Genomic DNA, 14524 nt, shown 5'->3' with positions numbered 1-14524 from the left:
TTATGCTTGTATTCAAATTTGGAGGTGCCTCTGTGAAAGATGCAGCTGGCGTCATCAACCTTACGCAAATTGTTAGCCGCTACCCTAATCAAAAATTATTAATTGTCATTTCTGCCATGGGCAAAATGACCAACAAACTGGAAGAACTCTGCAAAGCCTACCTGCATGGAGAAGAAGCGCAGATGCATCAGATTTTTGATGCCGTAAAAGCGTATCATTTTGAAATTATAGCTGAGCTCTTCCGAAATCAACAACACCCCATCTACAATGATGTGGCGAATACCTTTGTTGAAATCGACTGGCTAATTGAAGAAGAGATCACAGACACACCGGACTATATATATGACCAGATTGTCTCTATTGGAGAGGTCATTTCCACCAAAATCGTTGCTGCATATCTAAATGAAACAGGCTTAAAATCTAAATGGCTGGATGCCCGTAACTTCATTCAAACAGACAACAACTACCGCGAAGGCAATGTAAACTGGGAAAAAACAGAAGCTGAGGTACAAAAGGAATTGTTGCCGGTACTGGATCATTTTATCGGCGTAACGCAAGGATTTATTGGCGGAACCAGTGAAAATTTCACCACCACTTTAGGTCGCGAAGGCTCGGATTATTCAGCAGCAATTTTCTCTTCCTGCCTGAACGCAGATTCCTTAACCATCTGGAAAGATGTACCAGGTGTGTTAAATGCAGATCCAAAATGGTTTGATGAAACTGAGCGGATTCCTCAGCTGTCCTATCATGATGCCATCGAACTGGCTTATTATGGGGCAACGGTCATCCATCCAAAAACCATTAAACCGATCCAAAATAAGAACATCCCTTTGTTTGTACGCTCTTTCCTTCATCCGGAAGCAGAAGGGACAGACATCACCAATGCAGAAAACCAATTACCGGTTCCTTCCTTTATTTTCAAAGTACACCAGGTCCTGATTTCTATCTTCCCTAAAGATTTCTCCTTTATTATAGAAGAAAATCTAAGTGATATTTTCAGTCTTTTTCATGAGCACAAGGTGAAAATTAATACGATGCTCAACTCTGCCATTAGCTTTTCAGTAAGCATTGATGAAGATCCGGAGAAATTACAAAAACTGATTGAGGAGCTTTCCGTTCATTACAAAGTAAAATACAACACTGGCCTGGAATTAGTGACCATCAGGTACTACAACCAGGAAACCATCGATCGTGTAACGGTTAACAAGAATATTTTGCTGGAAGTGAAGAGCAGACACACTTGTCAGATTGTAATGAAAGACCGTAGCCTTAACGCTTAACATCCATTCCATTGAACAAAAATATTTTAGCCGGAGAAGTACAGGAATATATCCATCAACATTTAAATGGGGATGTATTTACCATTGCTATGGCTAAGAGTCCCTTTCCTGAGGTCAGTTCCAGAGAATTGGCCAACCAGATTGCGGCAAAACAGAAAAGTGCAAAGAAATTACCTACCTGGTACCATCGGGACCTGATTTATTATCCGGCTTTATTGTCTATAGAACAGTGTTCTTCAGAAAGTACGGCGGCCTATAAATCAGGCTTGACCATAGGACAGACCCTGATCGACCTGACCGGTGGTTTTGGAGTAGACAGCCTGTTTTTTGCGAGAAAACTGCAATCAGTCAGCCATTGTGAAATCAATCCAGAACTTTCTGAAATTGCGGCATACAATGCAAAGGTGCTCCAGCAGTCGAACATAGACTTCCTGGCATTAGATGGCATTGCTTATTTGCAGGAAAACCCTGTTCATTTCGACAATATTTACATCGATCCAGCCAGAAGAAGTATTGCAGGAAAAGTATTTATGCTCAAAGACTGCACGCCAAATGTGGTCGGACACCTGGACCTGCTCTTGTCAAAATCAAAACGCATTATCATCAAAACTGCGCCTTTATTAGACCTCAGTGCCGGATTAAAAGAGCTGAAAAAAGTCTCTGAAATCCATGTGGTCAGTGTTAAAAATGAATGTAAGGAATTGCTCTGGATTCTGGAAAATGAGCCATCTGACAAAGTGAGAATCGTTTGTACGACCCTCAATGAGCAGCAAAAGATCTTTAGTTTTTACAAGGGAGAAGAGGATCATGAAGCTGAAATTCCAGAAGAAGACCTACAACAATACCTATATGAACCCGATACGGCCTTACTAAAAGGCGGCGCCTTTAATTTGATTGCCAGCAGATATGATTTACAAAAATTACATTCCCAAACTCAACTCTATACTTCTTCTGAAATTTTAAAGGAGTTTCCTGGAAGAAGGTTTAAGATCAATGGCCTCCTTGCTCCTGCTGATCTGAAAAAAGAAAAAGACCTGAGGGGAAATGTGATTGCCAGAAATTACCGCGACAAAGCTGAACAGCTGGTCAAAAAGTATAAGATCAAACCTGATCAGAAACGCTTTTTAATTTTTACGCAGAGCAAAAAGCAGGGCTATCTGGTGATTGATGCCAGTATAGAACAACATTACTAATTCCATACCTTCTTATCCGCAAATTTTAACATTCTTTAACATACTTTAACGTTTCCAAAAGGCTATGCTTTAATGTTTTGGTTATTTTTGATTAACCCAAAACTAAACCTTAAATCATGAAAAGTTATTACCGCCTCAATAACTATGTAGGCTTCCTCTTATTTGGAATTGCTACTTTAGTATACTGGCTGACAATGGAACCTACAGTTAGCTTCTGGGATTGTGGTGAGTTCATTGCTGCCAGTCATAAAATCCAGGTTGGACATCAACCCGGTGCGCCATTATTCCTGATGATTGGCAAATTATTTTCCCTGCTCGCCCTTGGCGACACCACTAAGATCGCCTATTGGATCAATTTCAGTTCTGTGTTATTTAGTGGAGCTACTATTATGTTCCTCTACTGGACCATTACTGCAATGGCCTCCAGGTTATATCCGGAGGAGAAATCCAAGCTAGAAACCCTGGGTGTTATTTCTGCAGGTATTGTAGGCGCATTGGCTTATACCTTTTCCGATACGTTTTGGTTTTCTGCAGTAGAATCAGAGGTTTATGCCCTATCCACTCTTTTTACAGCTATTGTATTCTGGTCTATTCTGAAATGGGAAAAAAACACAGACAACCGTTGGCTCGTGCTCATTTCTTTCCTGGTAGGCCTATCAATTGGCGCACATCTTTTGAGTCTACTCACCATTCCAGCCATTGTGCTTGTTTATTATTTCAAAAAAACAAAAGAACCAACCTGGACCGGAATGTTGAAAGCTTTTGCCATTGCCTGTGTCATTGTTGGCTTTGTGCAAGTAGTGGTGGTGCAATACCTGGTACTACTCGCTGCGAAATTCGATCTTTTCTTTGTCAACACACTAGGATTTAGTTTTGGCTTTGGTGCCATGGTTTTTATTTTATTATTGATCGGCGCAATCAGCTACGCCATTTACTACTCTATTCAACATCGTAAATATAAGTTGAATCTTAGTTTACTTTGTTTTGCATTCCTGATTTTTGGCTTTAGCTCCTATTTTGTGATTTTAATCCGGGCAAATGCCAAACCAAGCATCAACCTATCCAATCCAGACCAGCCATTTTCATTGTACAGTTACCTTGGCCGCACCAATTATGGGGAGACCCCACTGCTCTATGGAAGAACATTTGACGCGAAACAAACCGATTTTAAAGAAACTGGAACGGAATACCGAAAGGGCAAAACAAAATATGAAGAATCTGGAAAATCATTTAAAGTCGATTATGATAAAAACATACTGTTTCCCAGAATGTATAGCACCAAACCTGGTCATGATGCTTTTTATCAACAATGGACGGGTTTAGAAAAAGATCAGACCCCAACTATGGTGGATAACCTCAGCTTTTTCAGCTCTTATCAAATAGGTTTCATGTATATGCGCTATTTCCTATGGAACTTTGTTGGTCGTCAGAGCGACATCCAGGGACAGGGGAATCTGGAACAGGGGAACTGGCTTACTGGCATAAAGCCCTTAGATGCCTTCAGACTGGGGTCGCAAAAGGATCTTCCTCCTTCCATTAAAGAGAACAAAGGGCATAATGTCTTATATGGCTTACCTTTTGTCCTGGGTATGGCAGGGCTGATTTTTCTGTACCGAAAAAATAAATCAGCAACAATAGTAATTGCCACCTTATTCTTCTTCACCGGACTGGCCATTGTATTATATTTAAACCAAGACCCTTTGCAAGTCAGGGAACGTGACTACGCCTATGTAGGTTCATTTTATGCCTTTTGCATCTTTATAGGCTTTGGGGTATTGGCCATTAAAGAAATACTCTCCCGTTTTGCTCCGGCAAAAATGAGCCTGGTCTTTGCCGGTCTGATCGGATTACTGTTTGCACCAACCCTCATGGCAGTACAAGGTTGGGATGATCATAACCGTTCCGGTAAAACCACTGCAAGGGACTGGGCCGTAAATTACCTGAACTCCTGTGCGCCAAATGCGATTCTATTTACCAATGCGGATAACGATACCTACCCATTATGGTATGCCCAGGAAGTAGAGGGCATTAGAACAGATGTGAGAGTGATCTGCATCCAATTCTTAAGCGATGGAGATTTTATCAATCAATTAAAAAAGCAACAGAATAAATCTGCAGCACTGCCCATCACCATGGCTTCAGAAAAATATGAGCAAGGGGTTCGGGATTATATTCCTTTTGTGGACTACGGAATTGCGGATAGTGTAGAATTAAAAGATTTACTAACGGTACTCACTTCGGACGAGAAGGCCGATAAAATACAGATGAATGACGGTTCATTTGAGAACTTCCTACCTACCAGAAAACTAAAAATGAGCATCAATCCGGATCAACTCGTTAAAACCAATACCATTCCTGCAGCAGACAAAGATCTGGTTGCAGAGCAGATGGAATGGAAGGTAGATAAAAATTACATTGGTAAAGGAGACCTGGCCATGTACGATATCCTGGTGCACAACAATTGGGAAAGACCAATATATTTCGCCACCTCAGTTTCTTCTGATACTTATATCGGCTTAGAAAAATACCTGTATTTAGAAGGTTATGCCTATCGTTTATTGCCTCTAAAAAGAGATCCTAAAGATAAACGCCATCAATCAGAGGTCACCAATACAGCGGTAATGTACAACAATGTGATGCATAAAATGGATTATTCTGGTTTCAAATCTGCAAAATACCTGGATACTGAAAGCAGAGGCGTGGGAGAAACGACCTGGACCTTCCACAATAACCTGGCAACAAACCTGATAATGGAAGGTAAAAAAACACAGGCTTTGGCGGTCATGAAAAAAAGTATAAACGAACTCCCTACAAAAAGCTACTCTATTCAGGATACCATAAACAGGTACAATAGCATCCAATTGTTTTACGAATTAAAAGACCTGGATCAAGCCAAACTAATGGTAAAAGAAACGTTCTCCTTTTTAAATCTTGAATTGCAATACATTACTTCATTGGAGCCTGAATATCAAATAAGACGCTTAAGAGAAATACAGGTTGGTCTGTCTATATTAAATGGATTGGAGGAGTTGAGTCAGGCCAATCAGCAGGTGGAGCTGAGTAAAGAAATTAAAGCCCGATATCAAAATTACGAAAGTATCTTTACTAAGTCCATAGGTTAAAACAGAGGTCTGTAAACTAAACTCAGGACCTCCTGCATTGAAACTCTATAACAACCAATAGATTACAAAATAAAATGGCCCCAATATCCTGGGGCCATTTCATTTATATCACCTCATCAGCAATAAATAAACTATTATTTATTTGGTTGTGGCGTCATTCTTAGATAAGGTTTAATCACTTTATGACCTTTTGGGAACTTAGCCGGAATATCCTCGGTTTTTATACTATTCATCACCACTACATCATCCCCATCTTTCCAATCTGCTGGTGTAGCCACACTATAATTTGCAGTTAATTGCAAGGAATCGATTACTCTCAACACTTCATCAAAATTCCTTCCCGTAGAAGCAGGGTAAGTCAACATCAATTTCACTTTTTTATCTGGTGAGATAATAAACAAAGAGCGTACAGTTAATGTTTCTGAAGCATTTGGATGGATCATATCATAAAGATCTGCGACCTTCTTGTCTTCATCTGCAATGATTGGAAACTCTACAGTAGTATCTTGTGTCTCATTGATGTCCCTGATCCAACCTTTGTGCGATTCTGCCGAATCAACACTTAGGGCAAGTACTTTTACATTTCTTTTTTCAAATTCCCTTTTTAAGGAAGCAGTACGGCCAAGTTCAGTTGTACATACCGGAGTATAATCTGCGGGATGAGAAAATAAAACGCCCCAGCTGTCTCCTAAGAATTCATAAAAATCAATGTTACCGATAGAAGTTTCTGCTTTAAAATTGGGCGCTACGTCCCCTATTCTTAAACTCATAATGTTGTGGTTTTAGGGTATAAATTATAATATCTACAAAATTAGTATACTTTTTAAATTAATTGTGGGTCTTTTGTAATTTCTCAAATTCACCCCCCTAGAAATTTTATTTCCTGGAGTTGACTTCCCAAATGTTTGTTGAACGCTTTAATGGTATAGTTTGCCAGAATTGGCGTATCTTTCTCATCATGCTGATGCAGAAAGAAATACACTTTTTCCAATCCCTGGTTCAGCCAGATTTTAAGACGTTTTACCCACTCATCGATCCTTGCTTCATCTGAAGCTTTAAACGCCGCTCCATTCCCAACAAAACGGATAAAAACCTCCGGCACCGTAAGTTCCATATGGAGCACATCTCTTCGACCGCTTGTGTCAGTAATTGCAGCGCCTTTATTCAGCCTGGCCAACATTTCGAATAAGGGTTTACGATTGCTTTCAATAGTGAACCATTCCGGATTTCTAAGCTCTACAAATACCGCTAAATCCTGCGGCAGGTATTCCAGATAATTTTGCAAAACCTCCTTGTTTTTAGGCCCAAAATTATCGCCCATTTGTAAAAAACAAGGCCCCAGATATGCGCCGAATTCAGAGATCCCGGATAAGAAAACTTCGGTGGCCTCTTCTGCCCCTTTTAGCCTTTTCATATGAGTGATGGTCTGAGAAAACTTCGGACAGAAAACAAAGCCATTCCTTGCATTTAACATTGCTTTTTCTTTCCATTTACGGATCTGTTCTGGCTTCGGCAGACTGTAAAATACTGCATTCAATTCAATAGCGTTAAAATGTTTAACGTACTCATCCAAAAAGTTGGCTTCTTTAGTTTTAGCGGGGTAAATCATGTTGACCCATTCTTTTCTGCCCCATTTAGCGCAGCCCACATAAAATTCCGGCGTATTTTTTGCCTTTCCCCCGCTTAATGTATGGACAGTCTGCTGTCCATCTGCAGGCAAGCTAAAATCTATCCTGCCAATTTCTTCCGCTGCAACCTTTCCAAAATCCATAGCTTTCCAATTAAGTTTAATCCACTGATCACCTCCTCAGTCCAATTATAAAACTAGGAAATTTTAAATAAGAAGTCTGAAAAAACCAGGTAAAAAAAGAAGACCCTACAGCAAAATCAGCCATAGGGTCCTCAAAGGATTATAATGAAAACTCTTATTTGTATACTTTGATCATGAATACATAATCTTGTATTTTTTGCACCTGTTTATTTCTACTCAGTCCTTGCAAAGAATTTCTTTTGTTGAAGGCTACTTTTTTACCTAAAGAATCATTAGGAATAGAATTTAAAGCCTCTTGAATATATTTCGACTTAATGGCAAATGTAGCCCCATCAACTTGTTTTTCTTTCGCAGAGATGACGCCAATAATATTGCCCTGGTGGTCTAATAAAGGACCACCACTATTTCCTGGATTTACAGGAATAGCAACCTGATATTGTGTAGTATCTCCATTATAACCGGTTTTTGAACTTACATAACCTTCTCCAAATACGGCATCATCTTTAGGGAAGCCCAGAGTATATACTACGTCACCCATTCCGATTCCGCTTTGTTTCAATCGGTAAGGAAGGCTGGAAAGGCCATTAAATGAAGCATCTGTAATTTTAAGAATAGCGAGGTCATATTGAGAATCCGTCCTCACAACCTTAGCTTTATAAGATTCACCTTTATTGTCCTGCACATATACAGAGTCTGCACCGTCTACCACATGCAGATTGGTCAATAAATAACCATTCGCTGTTAAGGCAAAACCGGTACCTCCAAAATTGGCCGGTTTCACATTTTTAGGTGTATTTTTTGAATTGATAATTCTAATCAGACTACTTTGAGAATTTTTAATTTTCGTTAATTCCCTGCTCACCAGCTCTACATTACCAATTTGTTTGGTGTTTTGCTGTATAGAATAAACGGTAACAATCGTTAACAAAATAAAAGATGCAGCAACGGCAATCGCTGCTTTGTTTTTGCGCCAAAGATTTACGATATAAGAAGGGTGTGGTCTTAAGTTTTCTGTCAGGGCATCCACATCCATTGTAGCATGTGCGCGATCCATTTTCGCTTTTAAGTCCAGTTGATTCGCATAAGTCCCCATAGCGTCCAGAAAAACCTTATGTGCAACCACCTTATGATCCACTACCGGATCAGTCTTGCGAAGCTGCTCAAAAGCTACTCTTTCTGCTTCAGAAAGCTTACCATTTAAATAATCTTCAATTATACCCTCTAACTCAATCTCGTTTCTCATATCACCTTTAAACTTGAAAAAACAATTTCTTCAGCCGCTGTAAGCATTTATATTTTTGAGTTTTGGCATTGTCGGTATTAGTATAGCCAAATTTCTCACAAATGTCCTGCATAGAGAGACCGTTGATGTAAAAATCCTGAATAATGGTTTTGCAAGGTTCACCAAGATGAAGAAGCGCATCGTTCATTTTATCAAACTGTTGATCTTTTTCTTCATGTTGCTCCACCTCCACCTCTACTGCCATGATATCTTCAAAATCTGAGACATTATTGGTTTTCCTGCTTTCCTGAGAAAGCTTTTTCAACCAGATTCTTCTGCAAACTGAGTAGATATAGGTCTTTAGTTTACTGCTCAATTCAAAATTTCCGCCCTTTATTTTATTGTATAAAACGATGATTCCTTCCTGATACACGTCTTTTGCATCGTCTTCATCACCGTTGTTATTCAAAATAAACTGCAGTATCATCGGAAAATATCCGGTGTACAATTTATTTAGCGTATCTTCTGAGTCATTTAGTATCCCTAAAACTACCTCTCTATCTGTTGGAACTGAACTGCTTAACTTATTACTCACCAATTAATACATTTATACGTGAATGGTAACCCAATGTTAACCAAAAAAAAATACTTTTTTCTGATCTTTCCCTCAATACCTTATGATAACGTCAGTCCATCCAAATTCATCAAATAAAAAAAAATATTTTTTTCTGAATTTGCTGGGTTACCTTTTAATCTTTCAGGTATTAAACTGCAAAATTAATTAATTATTTAAAATAGAATTATAATGAAAAACGCATTTAAATTAGGTTTCGCAGCTTTAGCAATCACTTTATCAGTTGCAGCTTGTTCATCAGAGAAAAAAGGTGAATCAACTGACACTACACTTACTGATTCAGGTGCTGTTGTTACTACAGTTGACACTAACGTTGTTGACACTACAGTAAAAGATACTACTGTAAAAACTACAACTGTTGCTACTGACACTGTAACAAAAAAATAAGCTCAAAAAGCTAATCACAAGAAAGGTGCTGGAGAAATTCAGCACCTTTTTTGTTGCCATATACTTTCCAAATCAGGTAACTCCCCTCCCTACTTTCTCCCCCCACAGCTCTTGATTTATCTCAGTTTTCGCCATTCCCAGCCCATTAAAAAAAATGCTCCTATCCAAAGCATTCGTTCTTCACACCTGAGCTCAGGAGGAATTGAGCTCATCCGCTATTTTCAGGAAACACAATCACCTCAAAATGACCGAATTGAGTTGCAGTTTAACTTCGGGTTGACCTGGACTTCGGTTGGAGTTTGAATGGCTACAACGATCTTAAGCCAACTCCAAGCATACCCCATCCGAAGGTGCCACTCTTCCAGCACACACCACCACTCTTTCCCTAATTTCCTCAGAGCAATTCGGAGCCCAATTGAGGCCCTTTCCAGCCACTGAAAGAGCAACCTGAAAAAAAATAAAAAATAATGGAGTTACCTGGGTTACCTTTTCCCCTTTAGCGTATTAATCTACAAAATTGATTATTTAACATTTAAACAAAATATAATGAAAAACGCATTTAAATTAGGTTTCGCAGCTTTAGCAATCACTTTATCAGTAGCAGCTTGTACTTCAGAGAAAAAAGCTGAATCAGCTGATACTACTCTAACTGACTCAGGTGCTGTTGTAACTACAGTTGATACTACAGTAAAAGATACTACAGTAAAAGATACAGTTGTTAAAACTACTACTGAAGCTGAAAAACCAGCTGCTCACTAGTTTTAATTAACTCCATAAAAAAAGGCTTTGGACATCTCCAAAGCCTTTTTTTATGCCCTGAAATTCAATTAGCAGGCCTTCCATTCCCAAAAACGGTGAATAATACGTAACTTCGCGACCGTAAACAATCTTAATATCCATGAATTTATCACCATTACAAGCTATATCTCCAATAGATGGCCGTTATAGAAATACAACTGAAAGCCTTTCTAAGTACTTTTCTGAATCTGCACTAATTAAATACAGGGTTTATGTAGAAGTAGAGTATTTCATTTCACTATGTGAAATTGGATTACCTGGATTAGCGAAATTTGATAAATCAAACTATGGAAAATTACGCCTGATCCATGAGCAATTCTCAGATGCAAATGCTCAGGAGATTAAAGACACGGAAAAAGTAACCAACCATGATGTAAAAGCGGTAGAATATTTCATCAAAAAACAATTTGATGATTTAGGTTTCCAGGAATATAAAGAATTCATCCATTTCGGTCTGACTTCTCAGGACATCAACAATACTGCCATTCCATATACTTTTAAACTGGCTTTAAATGAAGTATACTATCCAAACATCAGCAACTTAATCAGCAAGATTAAAGATCTTGCTACAGAATGGAAAGATGTTCCTTTATTGGCATTCACCCATGGTCAGCCAGCTTCTCCTACTAAATTGGGTAAGGAATTCCTGGTATTTGCAGAACGTTTGGAAATCCAGTTAAATAACTTAAAAAATATTCCTAACAGTGCAAAATTTGGTGGGGCTACAGGTAACTTCAATGCACACCACATTGCTTACCCAAATGTAAACTGGGTAGACTTCTCTAACCATTTCGTTACTGAAGTATTGGGATTAACACGTGCACAGCACACCACTCAGATCGAACATTATGATCAGTTTGCTGCACAATGTGATGCATTAAAACGCATCAACAACATTATTATTGACCTTGATCGCGACATCTGGACATACATCTCCAAAAATTACTTCAAACAAAGAATTAAAGAAGGAGAAGTAGGTTCATCGGCTATGCCACATAAAGTAAATCCAATTGACTTTGAAAATGCCGAAGGAAATGCAGGAATTGCAAATGCTTTATTTGAATTCTTCGCAGCAAAACTTCCAATTTCACGTCTGCAAAGAGACCTTACTGATTCTACAGTATTGAGAAACATAGGTGTTCCAATGGCACACACGGTGATTACCATCGCTTCCACCTTAAGAGGATTAAACAAAATCATCTTAAATAATGACGCAATTGCTGCAGATTTAGAAAACAACTGGGCGGTAGTAGCAGAAGCGATTCAAACCGTATTGAGAAGAGAAGCTTATCCGAATCCATACGAGGCCTTAAAAGACCTGACACGTACCAATCATAAGATTACAGCGGATACTATGGCCACCTTTATTGATGGTTTAAATGTAAACGATACTATAAAAGCAGAACTAAAACAAATTACGCCATTTAGCTACACGGGTGTCTTCTAGGAATTAATGACCTAAAACAGACATCGATACCGTAATTTGCAGCTTTGAATTATTTATTTTTGTAAGAAAAAAAGACAATGACGATCAACGTATATACAGAACAAACCCCTAATCCTGCCACCATGAAATTTATGGTCAATAAATTATTGATCAATGGCAGCGAAGATTTTGCGACTAAAGAGAGTGCTGAACATTCTCCTTTTGCAAAGGAACTGTTCAAGTTCAACTTTGTAAACGGCGTTTTTTTTGCAAGTAACTTTGTCACCATCACCAAAACTGAAGACGCTGAATGGGCAGATATTGAGCCAATTCTAAAGGAATTTGTAAAAGGTGCGGTAGAATCTGAGTACAAAATCAAAGAAGAAACTGACGAAACTGCTCCTGCGTTTACCGGAACAGACATTGAAATCAAGATCCAACAGATCTTACACGACTATGTTCGTCCTGCAGTAGAACAAGATGGTGGTGCGATTAGCTATAAATCATTTGATGAAGGTGTGGTTACTGTAGAACTTAGAGGTTCTTGCAGTGGTTGTCCATCTTCTACCATTACTTTAAAATCTGGTATCCAGAACTTATTGCAACGCATGGTTCCTGAAGTAAAAGAAGTTGTATCTGAAGCTTTATAAGCGAAAAAGATCATCAAAGAAAAAGGCCTTGATTGTTAAAATCAAGGCCTTTTCTGTATCTGTATATGCTGTTAATTGAAATTAAAAATGTTTGGCCATAATCGCCTGCAGCTCCAAATCAATCTGTCCATTTGTAGCCAGGATCTCGCGCTTTTGGATAAATTCGATACCCCCAGAGAAATTAAGGATGTTTCCTCCTGCCTGCTGAACCAGGTAGGCACCTGCCGCAACATCCCAGGAGTTCAGGTTGTATTCAAAAAAACCATCAAATCTACCACAAGCCACATAGGCCAAATCAGTAGCCGCAGAACCAATTCTTCTTAACCCATGACAACTGCGCATCATTTCGGAAAGCAATTGCATATAGGCCTCCTGCTGATCAAACTGATAGTATGGGAAACCAGTAGCGATTAAAGTCTCCGATAAAGCAGTTCTTGAGGAAACCCGGATTTCTTTATTGTTCAGGTAAGCTGCTCCACCTTTAAAGGTAGAAAACATCTCTCCCCTATTGATCTCATAGACCACGCCAATTACCGGCTGTCCATCTTCATAAAGTGCAATACTAATTGCATAAGTAGGTAAACCATGGATGAAATTTGTTGTCCCATCTAATGGATCTATAATCCAATTGTAAACCTTCCCTACCGTATTAATGGTCTCTTCTTCCGTAATGAAACCAGCTTCAGGAAGCAGTTTCACCAGGTTTCTAACCAATTGCTTTTCCGCAGTCTTGTCTACATAGGAGACCAGGTCATTCAGCCCCTTAATTTCTACCGCCGAGGCCTCAAAATTCATGGACTCCTTGCGGATGAAATTTCCGGTTAAGCGGGCAATCGCTACAACTTTAGAACACAGTAATTCGTAATTCAAATCTTAGATTTTAATAGTTTGCCAGCTTTTCTTTATTCTTCACAGAATAAACAACCAACAGCAAACCGGATAGAAATAATATACTGGAAATCAATTCTGCCTGAGTAAAACGGATTCCGGCAACATCATATTTGGTATTTACACGAATCAATTCAATAAAGAATCTTTCCATACCATTCATCATCAGGTAAATTCCAAACATCATACCTGGAAGCTTAATCTTAGTACGGATACGCCAAAGGATTAAAAATAGGATAAAGCAAACGATCACTTCATAAATCGGCGTCGGGTATACTGGATTGGCCAGCTCATGACAAAATCTGCCTACGCAACCAGGAATTGGAATTCCTTCATTGGCTACGTTGTTAGGGTAGGTATACGCCCATAACCAATCTGGTAACCAGCTTACCGGCTTAGGATTTAAGTTATCAATCCCCCAATCTCCATCACCAGACATCTGGCAACCGATACGACCAACTGCATAAGCCAACATCATTCCTGGTCCACCAATATCCAGCATATGCAGAATTTTGATACCATTCTTTTTTGCTATATATAATACCGCAGCACCGCCACAGATCAAACCGCCATAAAATGTAAGTCCGCTGAAGGACAATAAACCACCAATCGGATCCTGTACAAAGGTATCCCAATGCTCCAGGTTGTCGAAAATCTTAGCGCCAAGAAATCCCCATACCGCTGCCCAGACAATCATATTGCCCATCAGCTCATAAGGATGCTGGATCACTTCCACTGTTTTGGGTGCCGGTAATTTTACCCTGTTTTTTTCTTTATGGTCCCAGTAAGCGAATAAACCTGCAAAGAATAAACCACCCAGAATACTCCCATTAGTGGAAAGCAATACCGTTTGGGCATCATTCACAAATAGCTTATAATTCAATAAAGCATAAACCAGTTTATAACCGATCAGGAAACCAAAAACACCATTGGAAACCAGCTCCATCATGCTTGCAGGTTTTCCTACAGTAATGTACTTTTTGATCGGATGAAGAATACCTAAGGCTTCTTTGCGTTTAAACTCTTCAGTAAATGCCCAGTACCCTGCAATAAAAGCAAGCGCAACAAAAACACCGAAGGTATTGAAAGGAAGAGGTATCTGAACACCGAAAAGATATTCTATAAAATGGGATACGGTTGGAAACATACGTTT

At 39.1% G+C, this 14524-nt stretch carries 13 protein-coding genes; 7 read left to right on the top strand and 6 right to left on the bottom strand.

The annotated features are described in order from the left end of the window. Positions 1 to 2 precede the first annotated feature (2 nt). The 3 genes from R2Q94_RS09820 to R2Q94_RS09810 all read left to right on the top strand — a co-directional run bounded on the left by R2Q94_RS09820 (position 3) and on the right by R2Q94_RS09810 (position 5595). Positions 3 to 1280: an aspartate kinase gene (locus tag R2Q94_RS09820; protein WP_316821278.1), complete on the top strand. Its 1278-nt coding sequence runs from the start codon at positions 3 to 5 to the stop codon at positions 1278 to 1280. A gap of 11 nt (positions 1281 to 1291) precedes the next feature. After that, the gene (locus R2Q94_RS09815) at positions 1292 to 2473 is read left to right on the top strand and encodes a hypothetical protein (RefSeq protein WP_316821277.1); all 1182 of its coding nucleotides are present in this window, start codon (positions 1292 to 1294) and stop codon (positions 2471 to 2473) included. Between the two features lie 116 nt (positions 2474 to 2589). After that, the gene (locus tag R2Q94_RS09810; protein WP_316821276.1) at positions 2590 to 5595 is read left to right on the top strand and encodes a DUF2723 domain-containing protein; all 3006 of its coding nucleotides are present in this window, start codon (positions 2590 to 2592) and stop codon (positions 5593 to 5595) included. A 134-nt stretch (positions 5596 to 5729) separates the two neighbouring features. On the opposite strand, the gene R2Q94_RS09805 is transcribed toward R2Q94_RS09810, so the two are convergent. From R2Q94_RS09805 to R2Q94_RS09790, 4 genes are all read right to left on the bottom strand, one after another. Then, complete coding sequence (locus R2Q94_RS09805) at positions 5730 to 6365, bottom strand: peroxiredoxin (protein WP_316821275.1); 636 nt, start codon at positions 6363 to 6365, stop codon at positions 5730 to 5732. Positions 6366 to 6454: 89 nt separating this feature from the next. Further along, on the bottom strand, positions 6455 to 7366 hold the full coding sequence (locus R2Q94_RS09800) for a DUF72 domain-containing protein (RefSeq protein ID WP_316821274.1): 912 nt from the start codon (positions 7364 to 7366) through the stop codon (positions 6455 to 6457). A gap of 154 nt (positions 7367 to 7520) precedes the next feature. Beyond that, a complete protein-coding gene (locus tag R2Q94_RS09795; protein WP_316821273.1) occupies positions 7521 to 8609 on the bottom strand; it encodes a serine protease in 1089 nt (362 codons plus the stop codon). Between the two features lie 7 nt (positions 8610 to 8616). Then, complete coding sequence (locus R2Q94_RS09790; protein ID WP_316821272.1) at positions 8617 to 9183, bottom strand: sigma-70 family RNA polymerase sigma factor; 567 nt, start codon at positions 9181 to 9183, stop codon at positions 8617 to 8619. Positions 9184 to 9393: 210 nt separating this feature from the next. Here R2Q94_RS09790 and R2Q94_RS09785 point away from each other — a divergent pair, with 210 nt between their 5' ends. The 4 genes from R2Q94_RS09785 (at position 9394) to R2Q94_RS09770 (ending at position 12483) form a co-directional block, all read left to right on the top strand. Then, positions 9394 to 9609: a hypothetical protein gene (locus R2Q94_RS09785; RefSeq protein WP_187666777.1), complete on the top strand. Its 216-nt coding sequence runs from the start codon at positions 9394 to 9396 to the stop codon at positions 9607 to 9609. Between the two features lie 546 nt (positions 9610 to 10155). Next, complete coding sequence (locus tag R2Q94_RS09780) at positions 10156 to 10368, top strand: hypothetical protein (protein WP_316821271.1); 213 nt, start codon at positions 10156 to 10158, stop codon at positions 10366 to 10368. 139 nt (positions 10369 to 10507) lie between these two features. Next, positions 10508 to 11854 carry an adenylosuccinate lyase gene (gene purB / locus R2Q94_RS09775; protein WP_316821270.1) on the top strand — a complete coding sequence of 449 codons (1347 nt, stop codon included), beginning with the start codon at positions 10508 to 10510 and terminating at the stop codon, positions 11852 to 11854. Positions 11855 to 11931: 77 nt separating this feature from the next. Further along, entirely contained in the window at positions 11932 to 12483 is a 552-nt protein-coding gene (locus R2Q94_RS09770; protein ID WP_316821269.1) for a NifU family protein, read from the top strand. 81 nt (positions 12484 to 12564) lie between these two features. Here R2Q94_RS09770 and R2Q94_RS09765 read toward each other — a convergent pair whose 3' ends face one another. Beyond that, a complete protein-coding gene (locus tag R2Q94_RS09765) occupies positions 12565 to 13353 on the bottom strand; it encodes an inositol monophosphatase family protein (RefSeq protein WP_316821268.1) in 789 nt (262 codons plus the stop codon). Positions 13354 to 13363: 10 nt separating this feature from the next. Further along, complete coding sequence (locus tag R2Q94_RS09760) at positions 13364 to 14518, bottom strand: prolipoprotein diacylglyceryl transferase (protein WP_316821267.1); 1155 nt, start codon at positions 14516 to 14518, stop codon at positions 13364 to 13366. Between the last annotated feature and the right edge of the window lie 6 nt (positions 14519 to 14524).

Origin of the sequence: Pedobacter gandavensis, from assembly GCF_032678465.1 — a bacterium.
Classification (GTDB): Bacteria; Bacteroidota; Bacteroidia; order Sphingobacteriales; family Sphingobacteriaceae; genus Pedobacter; species Pedobacter gandavensis_B.
This window is presented reverse-complemented; position numbering and strand designations above follow the sequence as displayed.

Coding starts and splice junctions, on each gene's coding strand:
- R2Q94_RS09820 (WP_316821278.1), top strand. CDS start 3: ATGCTTGTATTCAAATTTGGAGGTGCCTCTGTGAAAGATGCAGCTGGC.
- R2Q94_RS09800 (WP_316821274.1), bottom strand. CDS start 7,366: ATGGATTTTGGAAAGGTTGCAGCGGAAGAAATTGGCAGGATAGATTTT.
- R2Q94_RS09780 (WP_316821271.1), top strand. CDS start 10,156: ATGAAAAACGCATTTAAATTAGGTTTCGCAGCTTTAGCAATCACTTTA.
- R2Q94_RS09795 (WP_316821273.1), bottom strand. CDS start 8,609: ATGAGAAACGAGATTGAGTTAGAGGGTATAATTGAAGATTATTTAAAT.
- purB (WP_316821270.1), top strand. CDS start 10,508: ATGAATTTATCACCATTACAAGCTATATCTCCAATAGATGGCCGTTAT.
- R2Q94_RS09805 (WP_316821275.1), bottom strand. CDS start 6,365: ATGAGTTTAAGAATAGGGGACGTAGCGCCCAATTTTAAAGCAGAAACT.
- R2Q94_RS09785 (WP_187666777.1), top strand. CDS start 9,394: ATGAAAAACGCATTTAAATTAGGTTTCGCAGCTTTAGCAATCACTTTA.
- R2Q94_RS09810 (WP_316821276.1), top strand. CDS start 2,590: ATGAAAAGTTATTACCGCCTCAATAACTATGTAGGCTTCCTCTTATTT.
- R2Q94_RS09770 (WP_316821269.1), top strand. CDS start 11,932: ATGACGATCAACGTATATACAGAACAAACCCCTAATCCTGCCACCATG.
- R2Q94_RS09760 (WP_316821267.1), bottom strand. CDS start 14,518: ATGTTTCCAACCGTATCCCATTTTATAGAATATCTTTTCGGTGTTCAG.